Annotated in this window: 13 protein-coding genes, 1 pseudogene and 1 riboswitch; of the genes and pseudogenes, 1 reads left to right on the top strand and 13 read right to left on the bottom strand. The window is 46.7% G+C overall.

Annotated features, from left to right (window positions below; genetic code table 11):
- Window positions 1-3: 3 nt before the first annotated feature.
- From BLS15_RS21565 to BLS15_RS21555, 3 genes are all read right to left on the bottom strand, one after another.
- Window positions 4-846 (bottom strand): CAP domain-containing protein, encoded by an 843-nt coding sequence (locus BLS15_RS21565; protein WP_021255051.1) that lies wholly within the window; start codon window positions 844-846, stop codon window positions 4-6.
- A gap of 6 nt (window positions 847-852) precedes the next feature.
- Window positions 853-982: riboswitch (cyclic di-AMP (ydaO/yuaA leader) on the bottom strand.
- Between the two features lie 171 nt (window positions 983-1,153).
- Entirely contained in the window at window positions 1,154-2,914 is a 1,761-nt protein-coding gene (gene dhaK / locus BLS15_RS21560) for a dihydroxyacetone kinase subunit DhaK (protein WP_021255052.1), read from the bottom strand.
- A gap of 3 nt (window positions 2,915-2,917) precedes the next feature.
- Entirely contained in the window at window positions 2,918-4,051 is a 1,134-nt protein-coding gene (locus BLS15_RS21555; RefSeq protein WP_021255053.1) for a glycerol dehydrogenase, read from the bottom strand.
- 199 nt (window positions 4,052-4,250) lie between these two features.
- Here BLS15_RS21555 and BLS15_RS21550 point away from each other — a divergent pair, with 199 nt between their 5' ends.
- Complete coding sequence (locus tag BLS15_RS21550; RefSeq protein ID WP_021255054.1) at window positions 4,251-5,267, top strand: PocR ligand-binding domain-containing protein; 1,017 nt, start codon at window positions 4,251-4,253, stop codon at window positions 5,265-5,267.
- A gap of 79 nt (window positions 5,268-5,346) precedes the next feature.
- Here BLS15_RS21550 and BLS15_RS21545 read toward each other — a convergent pair whose 3' ends face one another.
- From BLS15_RS21545 to BLS15_RS21500, 10 genes and pseudogenes are all read right to left on the bottom strand, one after another.
- Window positions 5,347-6,045: a 4'-phosphopantetheinyl transferase family protein gene (locus tag BLS15_RS21545; RefSeq protein WP_021255055.1), complete on the bottom strand. Its 699-nt coding sequence runs from the start codon at window positions 6,043-6,045 to the stop codon at window positions 5,347-5,349.
- A gap of 268 nt (window positions 6,046-6,313) precedes the next feature.
- On the bottom strand, window positions 6,314-7,150 hold the full coding sequence (locus BLS15_RS29120; protein WP_021255056.1) for a hypothetical protein: 837 nt from the start codon (window positions 7,148-7,150) through the stop codon (window positions 6,314-6,316).
- A gap of 43 nt (window positions 7,151-7,193) precedes the next feature.
- The gene (locus BLS15_RS21535; protein WP_021255057.1) at window positions 7,194-7,442 is read right to left on the bottom strand and encodes an acyl carrier protein; all 249 of its coding nucleotides are present in this window, start codon (window positions 7,440-7,442) and stop codon (window positions 7,194-7,196) included.
- Entirely contained in the window at window positions 7,426-8,493 is a 1,068-nt protein-coding gene (locus BLS15_RS21530) for an HAD-IIIC family phosphatase (protein WP_090513707.1), read from the bottom strand. Before BLS15_RS21530 ends, BLS15_RS21535 begins: the two co-directional genes overlap by 17 nt.
- Before the next feature lie 32 nt (window positions 8,494-8,525).
- Window positions 8,526-8,819, bottom strand: a pseudogene (locus BLS15_RS21525) (3-hydroxyacyl-CoA dehydrogenase family protein); the annotation flags it as partial.
- Between the two features lie 232 nt (window positions 8,820-9,051).
- On the bottom strand, window positions 9,052-10,380 hold the full coding sequence (locus BLS15_RS21520) for an aspartate aminotransferase family protein (RefSeq protein WP_254777386.1): 1,329 nt from the start codon (window positions 10,378-10,380) through the stop codon (window positions 9,052-9,054).
- Between the two features lie 122 nt (window positions 10,381-10,502).
- On the bottom strand, window positions 10,503-11,453 hold the full coding sequence (locus BLS15_RS21515; RefSeq protein ID WP_021255061.1) for an ACP S-malonyltransferase: 951 nt from the start codon (window positions 11,451-11,453) through the stop codon (window positions 10,503-10,505).
- Complete coding sequence (locus BLS15_RS21510) at window positions 11,450-12,625, bottom strand: acyl-CoA dehydrogenase family protein (RefSeq protein ID WP_254777385.1); 1,176 nt, start codon at window positions 12,623-12,625, stop codon at window positions 11,450-11,452. The genes BLS15_RS21515 and BLS15_RS21510 overlap by 4 nt, the downstream gene beginning before the upstream one ends.
- Window positions 12,622-12,876 carry an acyl carrier protein gene (locus tag BLS15_RS21505; protein WP_028531520.1) on the bottom strand — a complete coding sequence of 85 codons (255 nt, stop codon included), beginning with the start codon at window positions 12,874-12,876 and terminating at the stop codon, window positions 12,622-12,624. The genes BLS15_RS21510 and BLS15_RS21505 overlap by 4 nt, the downstream gene beginning before the upstream one ends.
- Before the next feature lie 18 nt (window positions 12,877-12,894).
- Window positions 12,895-17,265, bottom strand: coding sequence for a beta-ketoacyl synthase N-terminal-like domain-containing protein (locus BLS15_RS21500; protein ID WP_090513704.1), 4,371 nt, complete (start codon window positions 17,263-17,265; stop codon window positions 12,895-12,897).
- Window positions 17,266-17,308: the final 43 nt, after the last annotated feature.

Here is a 17,308-nt window from a genome sequence, read left to right as displayed (position 1 = left end):
TCGTTAGCCTGTAAATGATTGTACCCACACGCCATTGTAGTATGCAACACCGATGGAGGTGAAGCTGGAGTTCAGGATGTTCTTACGGTGTCCATCGCTGTTCATCCATGCGTTCATTACTTCTTGCGGATTACGTTGGCCTTTGGCAATGTTCTCGCCAGCAGTATTGAAATTGACACCTTGTGCTCTCATCAGATCAAATGGGGAGCCAAGTGTTGGAGATTGATGGTCAAAGTAGTTGTTATCGTTCATGTCTTTCGCCTTGATCATCGCAACTTTGTTCAATTGTGCATCGGATTTCAATGGCTGCAAACCAGCATTCGCACGTTCTTGGTTCACCAAATCGATAACTTGGCTAGCGAAGTCACTGTTCGCATTGTTGTTGTCTTGCGGCGCAGTTGGTTTATTGTCACCAGGTGTTACTGGTTTTTCAGCTTCTGGCTTGTTTACTTCTGGTTTGTTAACCTCAGGCTTTTCAACTTCAGGTTTCTCGATTTCTGGCTTCTCTACCTCAGGTTTGTTTGCTTCTGGCTTTTCAACTTCTGGTTTATTTACTTCCGGCTTGTCCACCTCTGGCTTTTGAACGGGAGGCGGAACGATTGGCTTATTCCCAATCTCTTTTTGAATGGCTTCCATCCATTTGGACAAGATTTGCTTCAATTCCGAGTTATCTTGGAATACTTTATCAAAGTCCATATTCATACCCAGGTTTGAACAATTCGAGTTCATCATTGGATTCGGCTGTTGCACTGGGCTAACGGGTGCTGCCATAGCAGAGTTCACCGCCATAACCGGTGCCAATGCAATCGCACTTGTAATTACAACTTTCTTAAATGTCTTCTTCATCCTGTACATCTCTCCCTTTGCAGCCTGCGAGGTTAGCTGTCGGGTTCGGGTTAAAGTGGACTCCCCTGTCGCTATACGACTTCACCCCAATGAATCGGTTCCCCCGCGCTCTGATGAGCTTCGGCTTGTTTTGTGGTACGTTTCCGATCCTAACACGGATAATACAGGAGATCATTTCAAATATATTGTAATTAATTATAATATCTTCCAAACGAAAAGAACCGGAGTATGCTAGACTGCACTCCGGTTCTACTTTTCTAGTATTCCATTTGGTCGGAAATTGATCTAATCCTAATCCGCTCGCTTCTTACTTGATCACTTGGGACAACGCTGTGAAAATCACGCCAAGCGCATAGGCACCAGCATCAGGATAGCCAAGACTCCGTTCGCCAACCGTACCCGCTCTTCCCATACGAGCTACTATTGTCTCTGTATACTTTGCACCTTGAACAGCAGCCTCTGCCGCTTTCACAGAAGCAGTCTTCACGTCATCGCCCTCAGACGCACTCTGTACCCACGCATCTGCAAATGGAGCCAACGCATCGACAAGTGTCTTATCCCCAACTACAGCTCCTCTTCCGAATGAGCGCTCGCCCGTGTCTTGAATGCCTTTAACAACTGCTTGCATCATTTGTGCAAATTCAGAAACGGTCAATTCTACGCGTTCGCCCGCGAACTTGCTGGCAGCACGGAATGCTGAACCCCAGATTGGGCCGGAAGCGCCGCCGCAATGCTCCATAATAACTAACGAGCAAGCATGGAGGAAGCTGCCCATGTTGTCTGAATGATGTTCAATGATGTCATGCCATTCTCTCTTCAATTGCTTGAAGCCCTTCGCCACACTCATACCGAAGTCGCCATCACCTGCATGTGAATCCAACTCGCAGAATGGAACCTCATTTTCAATGATGATTTCGCTCATCTTGTCTGTTAGATAGATCAGGTTATTAACCGTGAACACATTATGTTCGACCTTCGAGAAGGCCTCGTCCGTCTCTACTGTGAAGGATACCTCGTTGCTCGCAGTTCCTGCTTCGGACATCTCCTCAGGATGGATTGGTTCAAATGAACCACTCACCTGCAGCGCTGGCGTATTGCAGCTTGCTTCAAGATAATGCTTAAGCTGTTCATCCAAGCGGATAATCGACACCGACGCGCCAGCCATATCGATACTTGTCATGTAGTTGCCTACGAATACTTTGACAAGAGTAATTTGTTGTGCATGAATCTCCCGAACTACAGCGTTCGCCAGCAAGTACAATTCTTGCAGCGGAGATCCGCCAAATCCGTTAATCAACACGGCTAGCTCCTGCTTAGAGCCTGCTGTAATCTTCATGTCACGGAACAAATCCGCAACCATTTTCTTCGCCAGTTCGTTAGCAGAAGCGATCTTCTCTCGACGAATGCCAGGCTCCCCATGAATTCCTACGCCGTACTCGATCTCATCGTCATTCAACTGGAACGTTGGTGTTCCTTTTGCTGGAACTGTGCATGAGGTAAGCGCGAATCCAATACTTCTTGTGTTGTCGATCGCGTGCTGAGCAATCGCCTTCACTTCTGCAAGCTCCAAGCCCTCTTCAGCGGCCGCACCTGCAATTTTATGAACGAGCACTGTGCCTGCAACACCTCTGCGGCCAACCGTGTATAGACTGTCCTCTACAGCTATATCGTCGTCCACTTTGACATAATCGACCTGAATTCCGTCTTCTTTGGCCAGATGCGACGCATTTTTGAAGTTCATAATGTCGCCACTGTAGTTCTTAATTATGAGCAGCGTTCCCTTCTTGCTTGCAGAGGCCTTTAACGCTTGATAAATTTGAATTTGTGAGGGGGATGCAAATACATCACCGCATACAGCTACATCGAGCATGCCTTGTCCAACAAATCCAGCGTGAGCTGGTTCATGACCGCTTCCTCCGCCACTGATCAACGTAACCTTGTTCTCATTCACGATTTTTTTCTTGACAATCTTGTATTTGCTGATGAACTCCAGTTCCGGATGTGCAAGCACCATACCGTTACACATTTCCCGAACCAATGTTTCCGGTTGATTCAATATTTTTTTCATTCCTTACACGTCCTTCTGGTCTTTGAATTGTTGACCCATCATATCAGCCACTCGAATCGCCGATACGACCATCTCTTCTGTGACTGGGAACGGCATGGAGTGGATAGATTCTTCAGGGATGCACGCCTTCTGTGCTACTGCCTGTAATTCCTCGTTCGTAACACTTGTTACACCGAGATCAGCCAAGCATACCGGAAGACCAATGCTTACGCAGAATTCCAATACCTCGTTCATTTCTGCTGCGCTTGCATTCTCAAGGACAAGCTGCACCAATGTTGTAAAGGCTACCTTCTCGCCATGCATATAAGAGTGAGTGCCTTCAAGTGAAGTTAATCCATTGTGGATGGCATGAGCTGCCGCCAATCCGCCGCTCTCAAACCCTAATCCAGACAACAGAATATTCGTTTCCACAATGTTCTCTAGTGCAGGCGTTACCAAGTTCGCATCGCAAGCCATCTTCGCCTTCGCACCGTCTTCAAGCAATGTTTCGTAGCACAACTTCGCAAGTGCGAGTGCTGCTTTCGTACCTTTGGCAGGTGCTACTCCTCCCATTGCACCACAAGGCAGTCCTGCATTTACATTCGAATAAGAGCTTGCTGTTGCACGTGCTTCGAAGTAAGTGGAGAGCGCATCTCCCATGCCTGCTACGAGGAAGCGCGTTGGCGCATTCGCAATGACAGTCGTATCAATCATGACCACACTAGGACTTTGCTTGAAATAAGCATAATCGTCAAATTCCCCTTCAGGCGTGTACATGACCGCGGAATGGCTAGTTGGCGCATCAGTTGCTGCAATAGTTGGAACGATAATGAGCGCTTCCCCTTCTGCCACACATTTGGCTGTATCAATCGCTTTGCCACCGCCAAGTCCAATTGTACATGAGCAATTATGCTCAATAGCAAGCTGTTGTAATCGTTTTACTTCTTGACGAGAGCATTCTCCAGTGAAACCGCTCTCAACTAACGTAACTTTGTATTTATTCATTGTATGTTCAAGCTTATGCTTTACACGCTGCACATCATCTGGATGAGCGATCAGAAGAGCAGAATCTCCGAATGTTCGAATGAAATAACCCAAGTTATACAGTTCATCTTCACCTTGTACATATTTGGCTGGGCTGATAAACGCTTTTCTCATGATTAAATGCCTCCTCTGTGCTATTTATATGTTTATTATAGAACCGTCAATGAACTAGATCATTGAACTATTATTGCGAAATAAAGCGCTATCTTATCGGATTTTCTTATCATTTGTACGCCGAATGGTATTATCTTGTCATCCAACCAGAAAATTATGCTATAATTTAGCCATGCAAACAAAAGGAGAATGAGTCATCGTGAGTTCCCGTTTTAGCTTAGAGAGCATCATCGATATGGAAAAATGGCAGCAGCTGCAAGACTCGCTATCCTTAGTGACGAAGATGGCCGTGATTACGACTGACTATAAGGGCATCCCAGTAACAGCGCATAGTCATTGCCAAAGCTTCTGCCAGGCCATACGGCAAGATGAATCGTTGTCGCAATACTGCCAGAAGTGCGATGCACGCGGCGGTCTGGAGGCTGTTAGGCTGAATAAGCCGTATATCTATTTGTGCCACTTCAATATTGTCGATATTGCTATTCCGATTATCGTGAATAATCAATACATGGGAGCAGTGATGGCCGGACAAGTCAAGCTGCGTGACAATCCGATGGAGCTCGAACAAATTGTTACCCGACCTGCTAATGCGGATGCGAATCGGAAGTTCAAGAATCTCGAGCCGGAATACAGCTCCTTGCCGGAACTGTCTTATGATGAGGTTGTCACCATTTCTGAAATGCTCTATCATCTATGTAATTATATTGTAGAGGAAGCCATTTCCAAAAATACAACCATTGAAATGTATCGGCAGGCGCTTCATAGTGAGAAGACTGCCTCCGAGTTTTTAGCAGACCATAGCTATCGCAGCATTCAAACATTCAAGGCAGAACTGGATAACACGCTGATCGACAATCAAATTAGCAAGATGAAAAATCAGCAAATGCTTGCCTCCAACTCGATGCTTCAGCCTGCATTCGATTATATTTATACACACAAGAGCGAGAACATAAAGCTGACGGATATGGCTGCACTCTGCCATGTCAGTCCCAGCTACTTCAGTCGTATTTTTACGAAAGAAACAGGAGAAAACTTCTCGGTGTTCATTCCGCATCTCAAAATCGAGTGGGCCAAACAAATCTTGGAGACTACCGATCTGTCTATTTCGGAAATTAGCAATGAGCTTGGCTTCAGTGAACCGAGCTACTTCATTAAGTCATTTAAGAAATTTGAGCAACTTACACCTGCTCGCTATCGCCAAATCTATAAACGATAAACCATAACAAAAAGCCGTCACTCCACGTTCTCCTGCGAACTTGGGGACGGCTTTTCAACCCTTCCTCTCTTCCAATTACTCATCGAATCCACTGCTGCAAATCATCCATCGTTACATATGAGATAGAGGGCGATCGTTCATGCTGCTCATGTCCTTCTGTACAGGCTGCCGCTTTATAACCATGTTCCAGCTCGAACGTATAGAAGCGTACCGATTCCTTATCCGGCTTCAATTCGAATGTCCCTGCCCCATTGTCAACGATGGAGAAGGAATCCAGCGGAATAGATAAGCCCTTTCCGGCTGCTTTGATATAGCTTTCTTTCAATGTCCAAAGTGTATAGAAGTAGTCTAACTTCTCCCCGTCGGCTTTTTGCATTAGAGCATCCGTTTCTTCCATCGAGAAAAAACGGCGCGCAATCGACAAGTCAATCGGCTTTATTTGCTCCACATCAATGCCAAGCACTCCTTGCCCCCATATCATCATCACCCAGCAGCCTGAATGCGAAATGTTGAAGGAAAAGTCGCTGTCTCCTGCGACACGTGGCTTGCCGTACTCATTGTGTTCAAAATGTATGTCTGCATTCGTATATCCGTAATCCTTACACAACACTGCTCTGACCAAAGCTTCTCCAAACAGAGAGCGATATGCATCTTCAACAAACTTAAATTTGCTAACTCGATCTCTTCGCTGCGGTGCAACCTTGCTCATGAAATCATCATACTCCGCAGACGAAATGTGTTCCGGTAAGTGAAATGCTGCGATTTTCGTTATGTTCATCACCTTTTGACCGACCTATTGAACGACATTTAGAAGCCCATCTTCAATAACCAGCTAGCCAGATGCTCTTCCCGCGCTTTTATGTCATCCTTGTCTCTATTATATTTGCCCAATTGGTATTCGCCAACAAGATTACCGTCGAGCATGAGTCAAGCATGAATAGCACATGCTCCAAGCAAAAGATGCCCATTAGTCAACATGCTGTAAATACCTTCATGTTGGAAGACGAATGAGCATCCTTGATTATTAGGAAACGATGAATAGACCGTTATGCTTGAATGAATTGGGGAGACTTTTGCAATTCATAGTTGTTCTTTTCTTTCTGCTTGTTATAGATGAAGTGCATAATGATTGCAGCGATTAAGAAGAAGCTGACTTGCAAAATCTGTACTTGCGCATTGAAGTAATAGAACTGAAGCCGGCTTCCTGTTGCAGTCAGCCAGAACGTGAAGAGATAGAACAGCAGAGTGCCTCTTGTTGCATTGAACACGTAGCTTTGGAACCATATGAAGAACATAAGCTGAATAACGTAGAGAAAATAGGAGGTGCTAGTTTCATAGGAAGAGATCACGTAGCCTGGCAGCACCCAAAGTCCGAATATGAGTCCAGTGAGCAGAGAACTGGTAACATTGTTTTTGAATTTGCCCTGAAGAAAAGGAAGCAAAAAGCCAATCCAGCCAAAGATTCCACCGATAAGCCCTGTCTCCTCAATCAGATTCCACAGTCCAATTAGGAACATGTCAGAAATGCTGTATGTCATTTGCGGAAGAGGAATACCGAAGAGCTTTGAGCCATAGTGCATTGTCGCTACGAACAAAATGACGACTACTAACAATACAGGGAACCAGAACAAGTCTTGTTTTCTAGGAATCAGTTTGGAGAACACGCCCTTCACTGCCTTTGAACCGCCCATTGCATAATACGCAATCAATCCAGCGAACGATGGCGAGTACAGCGCAATGATGGTCAGCGGATGCATAAGCGTCAGAGGTCCTGTAATCGGAACCAGAATGTCCCCAAACAGCATATAGGCAAGCCCAATCCCCCAACAAGCGCCAAACGAGATGGCCAAATACAAATACAGATATTTGTTATGATTGCTCATCTTTTCAACCTCCCTATCGTATTAGTTTGGTGCTGGATCTTACTTACACATTCACTTTCTTATGGATCAAAGCCAGTAGGTTATTGACCGTGCTGAAATTTTTCAAATCCATATCCTCATTTTCGACTTCGATTCCGAACCTCTGCTCGACAAAATTCACAAGCTTCATCGCGAACAGCGAGTTGACGAAACCCAATTTGAAGAAATTGTCGTCATCCGAGAATTCAATGTTATCTTCGCTAATGGACAAATTTTGATGAATGAAGTTTCTGATTTCATTTTGATAGTTCATAGTATCCTCCTTCAACATTTGGCAATTGGACTTCAATATAAGGTGGGAAGTCTTGAATATTGTCTAAATCATGTTCCAACACATAGTTGCCCTGCCCATCCGATGATTTCTCACGAAATCCTGCAAAGCGATAACTGACATACATCATCCTGTTGCGTCCTGTTTCGCGAAAATCGGCCAGCAGCGGGGTGTTCTGTTTGCGAGCCTCTTGTAAAATGTAACTGAGCAGCACCGTCCCTACGCCTCGCGATACGACTCGACAGGACATGAGCAGCATCTCCAGCTTCCAATGAGTTTCTTGGGTATGGATTAAGGCTAGCCCAATCTTACCGTAATCTCCATACTTGTCTTCTAATTGGCAGACTAACAGCCGATGGTGCGGAGATTGCCGCAACTCATCCAATTCTTCATAGCTGAACGTTCTTCCCGTTGCATTCAATTGATTCGTTCGAACCGTCAGTTCCTCAGCTCGCTGCAAATCCTCTTCCTGTGCAGGATAGATCGTAAACTTCATAGAGAGCGTTGCAAGAAACGCCTCTGAGGGCCCTTGATATTCACTTTCTGCCAGCTTCCGCTGATAATCAGCCTGATACAATTTGCGTCTTCGTGCAGAATCAACCGTTATGAATCGAGGATTCAGTGATGGATGAGATAACAGGGTGAGATATTGATCCGCATTGATGCAGTGAACACTCTCATGGACGTTCTGTACTTCTTCCAATTCGAAGGGCTGATCGTCAACAAACAAGATCGTGTCCATACCGATATTGATATTTTTCTGAATTTCTGCGAGTGAATAAGATTTGGCGTTCCAATGAATTTCAGGATACAGGAAGTAATCATCCAATCCGAACTCTTTCAGCTTGGACATGGCCAAGTCATAGTCGTTCTTGCTGGCAATCGATTGAAGAATTCCGCGGCTATCAAGTGTCTGGATAATCTCCCGAATGCCCTCCTTAAGTTGGACGCTGGATGACTCCACCAGTACCCCCTCCCATAGTGTATTGTCCAAATCCCACACGACGCATTTATACTCTTTTTTTTCGCTCATACGTATCCTCCATCGGAATAGTCATAGAACCCTCATCCACTTTTGCGTCCCCACAGGCCTGCATCAACCATCTTCTTCAACAATGGGCAGCATCTATACTTGGGATCTTGATAGCTGTCATACAGGACCTCTAGCGAATGAACAACCGTATCCAAGCCTATTAAATCAGCCGTTTCCAGCGGCCCCATCTTATGATGGAAGCCTTGCTTCATAATTTGATTCACTTGCTTCGCCGTCGCTATTCCATCCTGTACGAGATAGGCCGCTTCATTCATGAACAGATGGGATAAGCGATTCGAGACGAATCCAGGCAAGTCGTCAATAATTCGTTGATAGATTGTGTTGAGATCAAAGGACAAATATTCGTTGCGAATCATGCCGGCAGCTCGATTCTCTTGTTTGATTACATGCTTCGCCCGGTACAGTACATCAGATGAAATATCCTTTAAGAGTATCCCATCCCTCCTCTATCATGCTATGCAGACACTTCATGTGCTCACTAATACCGCGCTTACAATCTGCTAGCCGGAGCTAGACCAATACAAGAAGAGCAAATGATTAGTAGATTTCTTCGTATGTTTCCTTCGTTTCCGCTAAAGCCTTGCCTACCTTGGTCCGGAACCATTCCACATCCTCTGCTGTCAGGGATATGTTCGGATACAGTCTCGACATCGTCGAAACGAGTATGCCATTCTTCGAAAGATTATGGTTCAAAATAATGTCCATCGACATAATCTCAAAATCATAGTCCGAAGGACTTGTTAGTACCGAAGAGCAGCAATGATAGGCTGAACATGCTGGCGGACCTTGAATGACGAGTGGAAGCCCTATAGCATCCGCTTCCTGCTGGATAATCTGCTGCATCTCACACATCTTTTCATTCATTTCCGTCATTGCCAGCCCTTGATTGCGACTCAATATTTCCAGTGTTGTTTTGACAGCCGCCGTTCCAAGCGGGTACCCGTTGAAAGTTCCAGCATGAATTACTTTTTTGTCGACCAGAAGCTGCATAATCTCCTTCTTGCCAACTAGTGCAGATACAGGTACGCCGCCTCCCGCAATTGCCTTCCCAAGTGTTGTCAGGTCAGGACGTACATCGAATTGCTCCTGAGCGCCGCCTAATCCCATACGAAGTCCGGTTATTATCTCATCGAAAATAAGTACAACCTCATATTCATCACATAATGCCCGCATTTTCTTCAGATAACCCTGTGCGGGCATGACGCTTCCCCCATTCACGCATACCGGCTCCGTGATGACAGCAGCAATTTCATGGCCTTTCTTCCGCAGCAGTTCTTCTAGTGCCGCTTCATCATTCCATGGCAGCAAGTAGGATTGGCTCTCAAGCGAGTTCGCTGCGCGGCCTTCTGTTCCTTTGAGGTCTCCTCTGAAATCGGAAGGGATTGGCTCCCCGCTGCGCGGCGCTCTCCCACCCATAATGTTGTCTGCATTGCCATGATAGTGGCCTTCAAATCGGACGAAGCGGTTTTTGCCTGTCCATGCCCTAGCTAGCCGTAATGCATTCTGTACGATTTCCGTACCTGACAAGCCAAAACGGATCATCTCAGCCGAAGGGATATACTTCGCAATCAACTCAAGCGCTTCTGCATCCATATCACAGTGGCTAACCGAGAGAACCCGATCAATTGTCTCCTTCAGGCCCTCATTGTATTCTCGATTCCCATGGCCAACGATCAGCGCACCGAATCTGGCATATAGATCAAGATACTCGTTGCCGTTCATGTCCCATACCCGACTGCCTTCGGCTTTGACGAAGTGAATTGGGGTTTCCTCCCACGGAAGATGGAAATTATAATGCACGCCTCCGGGCAGCAGTTCTTTCACTCTCCGGTTGTAAAGGTCCATTGTGTTCTGTCGCGTAATCAATTGCGCTATCCCTCCTTTATTGACTCTACTATCCAACGAAGCTACCACACCCATCATTCAGTAGATTCCTTCTTGGCATCTTGTATCAGATAGGATCGCTGCAATACGATATCAATATCCGGTCAAGCGTGAATAAGTAATTGAGACAGTTGTTCCCGATCCGCCTGATCATCAAATGATAAAGATTGAGGAAGCCTCGTATTTTCCCGAATCAAATTACGGGTGATTTGATTCGGTCCAATATCCACAAATAAGCCAGCTCCTGCTTCATGCAGCGCTTCGAGCACTTGATTCCAATACACCGGTGTAACCAACTGATGGGCAAGAATCGACGCTAAGTTGTCTGCGGGCCCGATAGGTTTACCTGTCACTGTCGACCATACATTGAATTTGGTAGGGCTGAATGACACGCGCTGCAAACAAGCTTCGAATTCAGGCTTCAAATAGTCCATTAATGCACTATGGTAGGGCGCATCTGCCTTCATAGGCATCATGCGGAATGGAATAAATTCTCCCCCCGCCTCGACCACATCATCCTCTACCTTCAGAAGTGCCGTCTGATGCCCTGCAATGATGAACTGACTGGGAGAATTGTAACCGGAAATTGTGACATAATCATGTGAACGAACGCTCTCGATGATATCTGTAAGCGTGTCTACATCTATATCTACAACGATTCCCGCTCTCCCCTTCTTCTCTTGCAGCGCGCGATGCATCAGTCTTCCTCTTTCTCTTGCCAAACGGACACCGTCCGAGAAGGGTAAGGCTCCTGCCGCAATGAGCGCCGAAAGCTCTCCAAGACTATGCCCTACAGCTCCGAATGGTACAAGTCCGATCTGTTTCTCCCACACTCGATACAGTGCATAACTTGCGGTCACGACAGTGGGCTGTGCAATTTCGGAAAGTGACAGCTCTTCCAAGCTTCCATTCAACAGAAGGTCTTGTAAATCCAAGTTCAATACATCACTCGCCTCTTCAAATACCTCCTGCACGATCGGGAACTCCTCCATCAATGAGCGGCACATCCCGCTGTATTGACTGCCTTGTCCAGGAAATGCTGCGGCAAGCTTCATATCGAGTAACCTCGCTTGAAATAATGCCGTAGACCGTAATACGAAATCATTTCTTGCTGCATCTGGGAGGATCCCTCGATAATCTCCAACACCTTCGCTTCCCGGTACAACCGCTCTACCGGATATTGATTACTGAAGCCATTGGCCCCATGTACTTGCAGAGCATCGCTTGCGACCTCCACCGCTACCTTGGATGCAAAATACTTCGCAATAGTCGTTTCAATCGTGGCCTCGTCTTCCTTCGCAAGCCGCATTTCTCCTGCTCGCAAACATAATGCTCTTGCAGCGTGTACCTTCGTTACCGCATCTGCGATCATCCCGCGAATTAGTTGGAAGCTGCTCAGCTTCTGATCGAACTGCGAGCGGGTTCGGGAATAGGACACCATTGCATCCACGCCTTCTTGCGCAATGCCAACACCAGCCCACGCGATACTGTATCGGCCGTTATCCAGTGCCGTCGAGACCACATATTCGAAGCCGAAGTTAAGCTTCCCTATTACATGTGATTTCGGCACCTTAACATCTCGCAGATGAATCTCAGCCAGATGGGTTGAACGTGATGCCATTAGTCCTTCAATTGCTTTTGTTTCAACACCCTCATAAGCTCTCTCCACGAGAAATACGGAGCTCTTCCCCTGATTCGCTGCAACAATAAAGAATACATCCGCGATATCTCCAAACGTAATCCACTTTTTCACACCATTAATCACGTAATAATCGTCTTCCTCATGCCATGATGTCTTAATATTCTTGGCATCTGACCCAACGTCCGGTTCGGTTAATCCGAAGCATGCAATCTGTTCTCCTCGTGCCAGCCGTGGCAGCCAGGTTTCTTTCTGCTCCTTCGTCCCGAAGCGAAGCAATGTCTCTGACACTAGTGAGGTATGAACGGTTATCAAGCTACGTGCTGCTACAGAAGCCTTCCCGAACGCTTCTGTAAACATGCCATAATGGATCGGATCGAGGCCAAGCCCGCCATAGGAGACAGGTAAAGATGCCGCCAGATAGCCTTTCTGCGCCATTTTGTCAATCAGCTCACGCGGCATTGTACCCTCATCTTCCATTTTTCGCACAAGTGGACGCACTTCTTTATCAACAAATGTACAAGCCTCCTCCACAATCGCTGCCTGTGAATTTGCTAGTGTTGGTTCCATTTCTTGAATGTTCTTCATAGCGACACCTTTTCTTCTACGCATTCACTCAAATGCCCAGCGAATTCCGAAATTGTCTTGAATTCAAACAATGCCACCGGATTAATATTGATTTCCAGTTTCCTGCGGAGTCGGTTCACAATTTTGAGAGCTTGAACGGAGGACACGCCGATCTTCATGAAGTTCATATCCTCATCAATCTCTTCTGGTTCCTCATTAAGAATCGTTGCAATTTCTGCTTTCATAAAGCCCACGATTTCTTCCTTGTTCATCTTCACTTCTCCTCTCTACTATTCTCGAATCCAATGGGAAGTCTGCTCGAACGGATATGCTGGCAAAGGAACGAGCATGCCAGATCCGTCGGGATGCAATGACGACCAGTCTATATCAGCACCTGATACGTACAGTTGCCCCACAGTATGAAGCACTGTATCTTCAAGCGAATCAGAGGCGCTCGACTCGATCAGAATGTGCTCAGCTTTGCTGTTCTGCTTATGCGACAACACCTTGTATGCTTCTTCCTTAGTCATGCACACGCCGAGCAGGATATCCGCTCTCGATTGCAGCTGACCCGCATCCTCATGAGCAAGGCACTTCTTATCCTCGCCTTCTTCACGAATGCTCTTCGATTCGCTCCTGAATGTGTCTAAGGCTGTTTTGATATCCATTCGTTCTTGCAGCAGATCAGCAAGGATCTGGCCAGAACCGAGCCCTCTTATTTCGATTATCGAAACTCCGCTTTGCAGGATTCGCTGTACAAGCGAGTACCAATAAAAGAATACCGTTAACTGTACGCGCTCCTTCATTTCCGGCTCAGAAACCCCATATTGGCTCGCACCACATTCGAGTACATCCAAATGGTCGATTGTGAATTGTTCAAAGGCAGCATCTTGAGTTAAGAGATTATCCGCCAGCGGTTGGCTCGCAATATCACCGATAACTAACGCTACTTTTGCGGCGCGGTTTTTTAAGAAACGACCTCTATTTGCCGTTTGTAATACCTCTGCCTTCAATGAATTGGAAAGGATGCAAGCAGCTCGATAGCTGTAATGCTTGCGATAACGATTCCGTGTAAAGCATAGATGATTGATATTTATGGATGGGTTGAGTTCCAGAAATTCCTGTGTCTGACGAATAACCCGCTCCAGTGCTTGCTCAGATTTAGCTGACAGGGTGAGCAAATGTTTACGCGGACGAACCGCGGATCTTGTGGTTGCTGCGGATGCTGCAGTCACCTCAGATGCTTCGGACATTTCGGACGTTTCGGATGTCTTGGATGTCACGGCTGCCTTGGTAGCTTCGCTCGCAGTGGAGAGTGCCTCTCCCCCATTCCATTCTTCGAGCACCACATGCACATTCGTTCCCCCTAATCCGAACGAGCTTATCCCTGCCTTACGGGTGTTATTCTCATCAACTGACCATTCTTCAACATCCTGTACAATGAAGAACGGTGATTTCTCCATTTCAAGAGCTGGATTGCGTGTGCCCATATGCAGACTTGGAACCAGCTTTTTGTGATAGAGAGACAACAGCACTTTCACAAGTCCGGCCCCGCCTGCAGCAGGCAGCAAATGTCCGATATTGGTCTTTACAGAGCCCAATCCAATCTTGCCATCAGTTCGTCTCTTTCCTTCCGTAAAGAGCTTGGTTAGCGCGTTCACCTCAATCGGATCGCCGATTCTCGTGCCTGAACCGTGTGCTTCCACATAGCCGACTTCACCCGGTGACAGATTCGCATCAATGTACGCTTCGGACAGAACTTGATATTGCCCGCCCGGATTTGGCGCCATGATGCCAAGCGAATATCCATCGTTATTGACGGCGCTCCCGCGGATAATGCCATATATCTGCTTGTTGTCCTGAACTGCTTGGGTAAGAGGCTCCAAGTACACTACTACTACCCCTTCGCCTAACACGGAACCATCAGCTTCAATATCGAACGTCTTTGTACAACGAGTCGAGGAGACAATTCCCGCCTTTCGCGACAATTGATGGACGATTGGCGTAGCCAATAGATTAGCGGCGCCTACAATCGCTCCTGATATGCTGTTCTGTCTAATCGCTGCAACTGCTTGATGAAGCGCCACTAGGAAGGATGAACATGCCGTATCGATTACAAGCGCCGGCCCTGTAAAGTTGAGCTTATGTGCAATCAGAGCCGATACCATATTGTGCATATTCCCTACCATCGTATTTGGATGGATACGATCAACGCCATGCTTGTCCATATAATTCATAACAAGCTGGTAGTACGTATTGATGTTAATGCCGGTATATACACCGATGTTGCGTTTCTCATCCAGCCCCGGCATCGCACCGGCATCTTCAAGTGCCTCATAGGCAATCTCCAGCATCAGCCGCTGCTGCGGATCCATGAATGCAGCTTCCTCATCGGAAATCTCGAAAAAGTCATTGTCAAAACAGTCGATATTCGCAATTTCACCAAGCCAGTCATCCCACTCTGGTTTTCCCGCCAATTGCCTGCGTTTCTCACTTACCTTGGCAATGCTGTCTTTCTTCGCGCATAGATTCTCCCAGTATTGCTGAGGCGTACTTGCGCCCGGCACACGCAGCGCAATTCCAGTAATGGCAACAGCATTATGTAAGTCTAATTTGTTGTCAGCATCCCATGCCGATGCAGGAATCTCACGTGCTTGAGGCATCGTTTGCAAATAATCTGCCATTTGCTTAATGGTCTTACAGATGACAAATAGCTCAAATCCAATTTCTATGCCAAAGTGCTTCTCGATGCGGTCTAAGAACTGAAAACGTTGAATCGAGCTTCCGCCCAATGCCAGGAAAGAATCATCTGTAGATATACGTGTTTCCTGGATGCCCAGTACTTCTGCCCAGCTCCGGCGAAGGAAGGATTCAAGTTCATTTTGAGGAGAGTGAATCACCCGCTCCTGAATATAACGCTGTTCTAATCCCGCATGAATTTCTTGAAGCGCCTCGTCATACTCCCCAGCTTCATAGTTCTTGCGCAGCTCGAAGCGTTGGAGTTTGCCGCTCGTTGTCTTCGGAATCGTACGAACCGGAATGACGTGAGTAACCTCAATGCCGAGAGATTCTCGCATATGAGTGATGATTTGGTGGCGAAGATCGAGCAGCTTCTCTACACCCGATTTGTGCTTCACGAAGGCAAGCAGTTCTTCCTGCTGTGCAGCGCCGTTAAACAAACCTACGAACGCGATGTTGCCGCGCGGAATCGCACCTTGCTCATACAACACTTCCTCCAAATCATGAGCGAAGTAATTTTGCCCGCGGATGAAAATAATGTCCTTCATTCTCCCGCTTACCACAAGCGAGCCTTCCGCTATGAAGCCTAAATCGCCGGTATGCAGCCATCCGTCAACGAACAAACTCTCGGTTAAGTCGTCACGATTGTAATAACCGGAGGTGACGGAACCACCTTGAATCTGAATTTCTCCTACAACATACTCGTCAACTGTACTCCCGTGCTCATCCGCAATTCGGATACTGATCTCAGGGAGTGGAGTTCCCTCATGAACGAATGGAAGGCGATCTCGTTCATCGGTTTCGTGAACAGGAACAGCAAGCTGTGCATGTATCAATTTAGATCGGGATATGTATTCTACCTTCGGAACTTCATCCATTCGCCAAATGCTGACGCCAACTGTTGCTTCTGCCATGCCGTAAGCAGGCAGCATCATTTCAGGCTTGTACCCACATGGTTCAAATTTCTTAGCAAAGCTGTTTACCACATGGATTGATATGGGCTCAGCTCCATTCAGTGCAAACCGCAAAGAAGACAAATCAAGTGAGGCAAGCTTCTCGTCCGCAACCTTCTGTACCATCCAATCAAATCCGAAGTTTGTTGAACCGAACCAGGTAGCCCGATGCTCAGACATTTTGCGCAAGAACAGGTAGGGTGATCGGACAAACGTATACGGTGAGAAAATGACAATATTGCTTCCGCTCACAATAGGAGTAATATGCTGAACGAACAGACCCATATCATGCGTATGCGGCAGCCACGTAAATACGGTATCCGACTCTTTCGTCTCGAATCGTTCTGCCATGGCGAGCGCATTAATCAAAATGTTGCGGCTGCTCAGCTTCACTCCCTTCGGAATACCTGTACTGCCCGAAGAAAATTGGAGAAACGCTAGCTCATCCGGCTGTGCATCATATGGCTCCCCTACGCCTTCGGTTTCCAGTTCCTGCGTGGAGAAAAAGCAGATTTCCTCATAGTAGGAACTCTGTTGAAGCGATTCATAATACTTGCGATTGTGCTCCTCCATAATAATGATTGGCTTTTGGAGCACCTCCCAAATTCTCGTCAGCTTAAGCAATCCGGCAGACAGCGGCTTCCATGAGGTAGGCTGACTGACCGGGGCTGCAACTATGCCGCCCAAAATACATGCCCAGAATGTACAGTAGAAATCTTTAGACTGATCAATTTCCAAAATGATTACTTCGCCTGGCCGTATCCCTTTTCGGTACAGCATGCTCAAGTATTGCCGGGCATTCTTCACGAGTTCCGGATAACGGAGAAATTCCTCATTTCCAGAAGCGTCTACGAAGGTGAGGCCCTTCTGCGGATATTGATTTGCGACATACTGAATCATTTCGGCTAAAGTGTTATAACCTGCTGGGAGTGTAAGAGATTTGCCATGTAGAATTGCCTTCTTAGACATGTTGAACCTCCTTATATGGATGACGCAAGAAGTAGTGGCTTGC

The sequence above is a fragment of the Paenibacillus sp. cl6col genome, from assembly GCF_900102125.1.
Classification (GTDB): domain Bacteria; phylum Bacillota; class Bacilli; order Paenibacillales; family Paenibacillaceae; genus Paenibacillus_B; species Paenibacillus_B suaedae.
The sequence above is the reverse complement of the archived record's forward strand: the minus strand, read 5'-3'. Positions and strand labels throughout refer to the sequence as shown.

What these genes read in the sequence shown, in the direction of transcription:
- BLS15_RS21505 (WP_028531520.1), bottom strand. Translation starts at nt 12,876, where the DNA reads ATGAACAAGGAAGAAATCGTGGGCTTTATGAAAGCAGAAATTGCAACG.
- BLS15_RS21530 (WP_090513707.1), bottom strand. Translation starts at nt 8,493, where the DNA reads ATGAGCGAAAAAAAAGAGTATAAATGCGTCGTGTGGGATTTGGACAAT.
- BLS15_RS21535 (WP_021255057.1), bottom strand. Translation starts at nt 7,442, where the DNA reads ATGAACTATCAAAATGAAATCAGAAACTTCATTCATCAAAATTTGTCC.
- BLS15_RS21555 (WP_021255053.1), bottom strand. Translation starts at nt 4,051, where the DNA reads ATGAGAAAAGCGTTTATCAGCCCAGCCAAATATGTACAAGGTGAAGAT.
- BLS15_RS21510 (WP_254777385.1), bottom strand. Translation starts at nt 12,625, where the DNA reads ATGAAGAACATTCAAGAAATGGAACCAACACTAGCAAATTCACAGGCA.
- BLS15_RS21545 (WP_021255055.1), bottom strand. Translation starts at nt 6,045, where the DNA reads ATGAACATAACGAAAATCGCAGCATTTCACTTACCGGAACACATTTCG.
- BLS15_RS29120 (WP_021255056.1), bottom strand. Translation starts at nt 7,150, where the DNA reads ATGAGCAATCATAACAAATATCTGTATTTGTATTTGGCCATCTCGTTT.
- dhaK (WP_021255052.1), bottom strand. Translation starts at nt 2,914, where the DNA reads ATGAAAAAAATATTGAATCAACCGGAAACATTGGTTCGGGAAATGTGT.
- BLS15_RS21565 (WP_021255051.1), bottom strand. Translation starts at nt 846, where the DNA reads ATGAAGAAGACATTTAAGAAAGTTGTAATTACAAGTGCGATTGCATTG.
- BLS15_RS21500 (WP_090513704.1), bottom strand. Translation starts at nt 17,265, where the DNA reads ATGTCTAAGAAGGCAATTCTACATGGCAAATCTCTTACACTCCCAGCA.
- BLS15_RS21515 (WP_021255061.1), bottom strand. Translation starts at nt 11,453, where the DNA reads ATGAAGCTTGCCGCAGCATTTCCTGGACAAGGCAGTCAATACAGCGGG.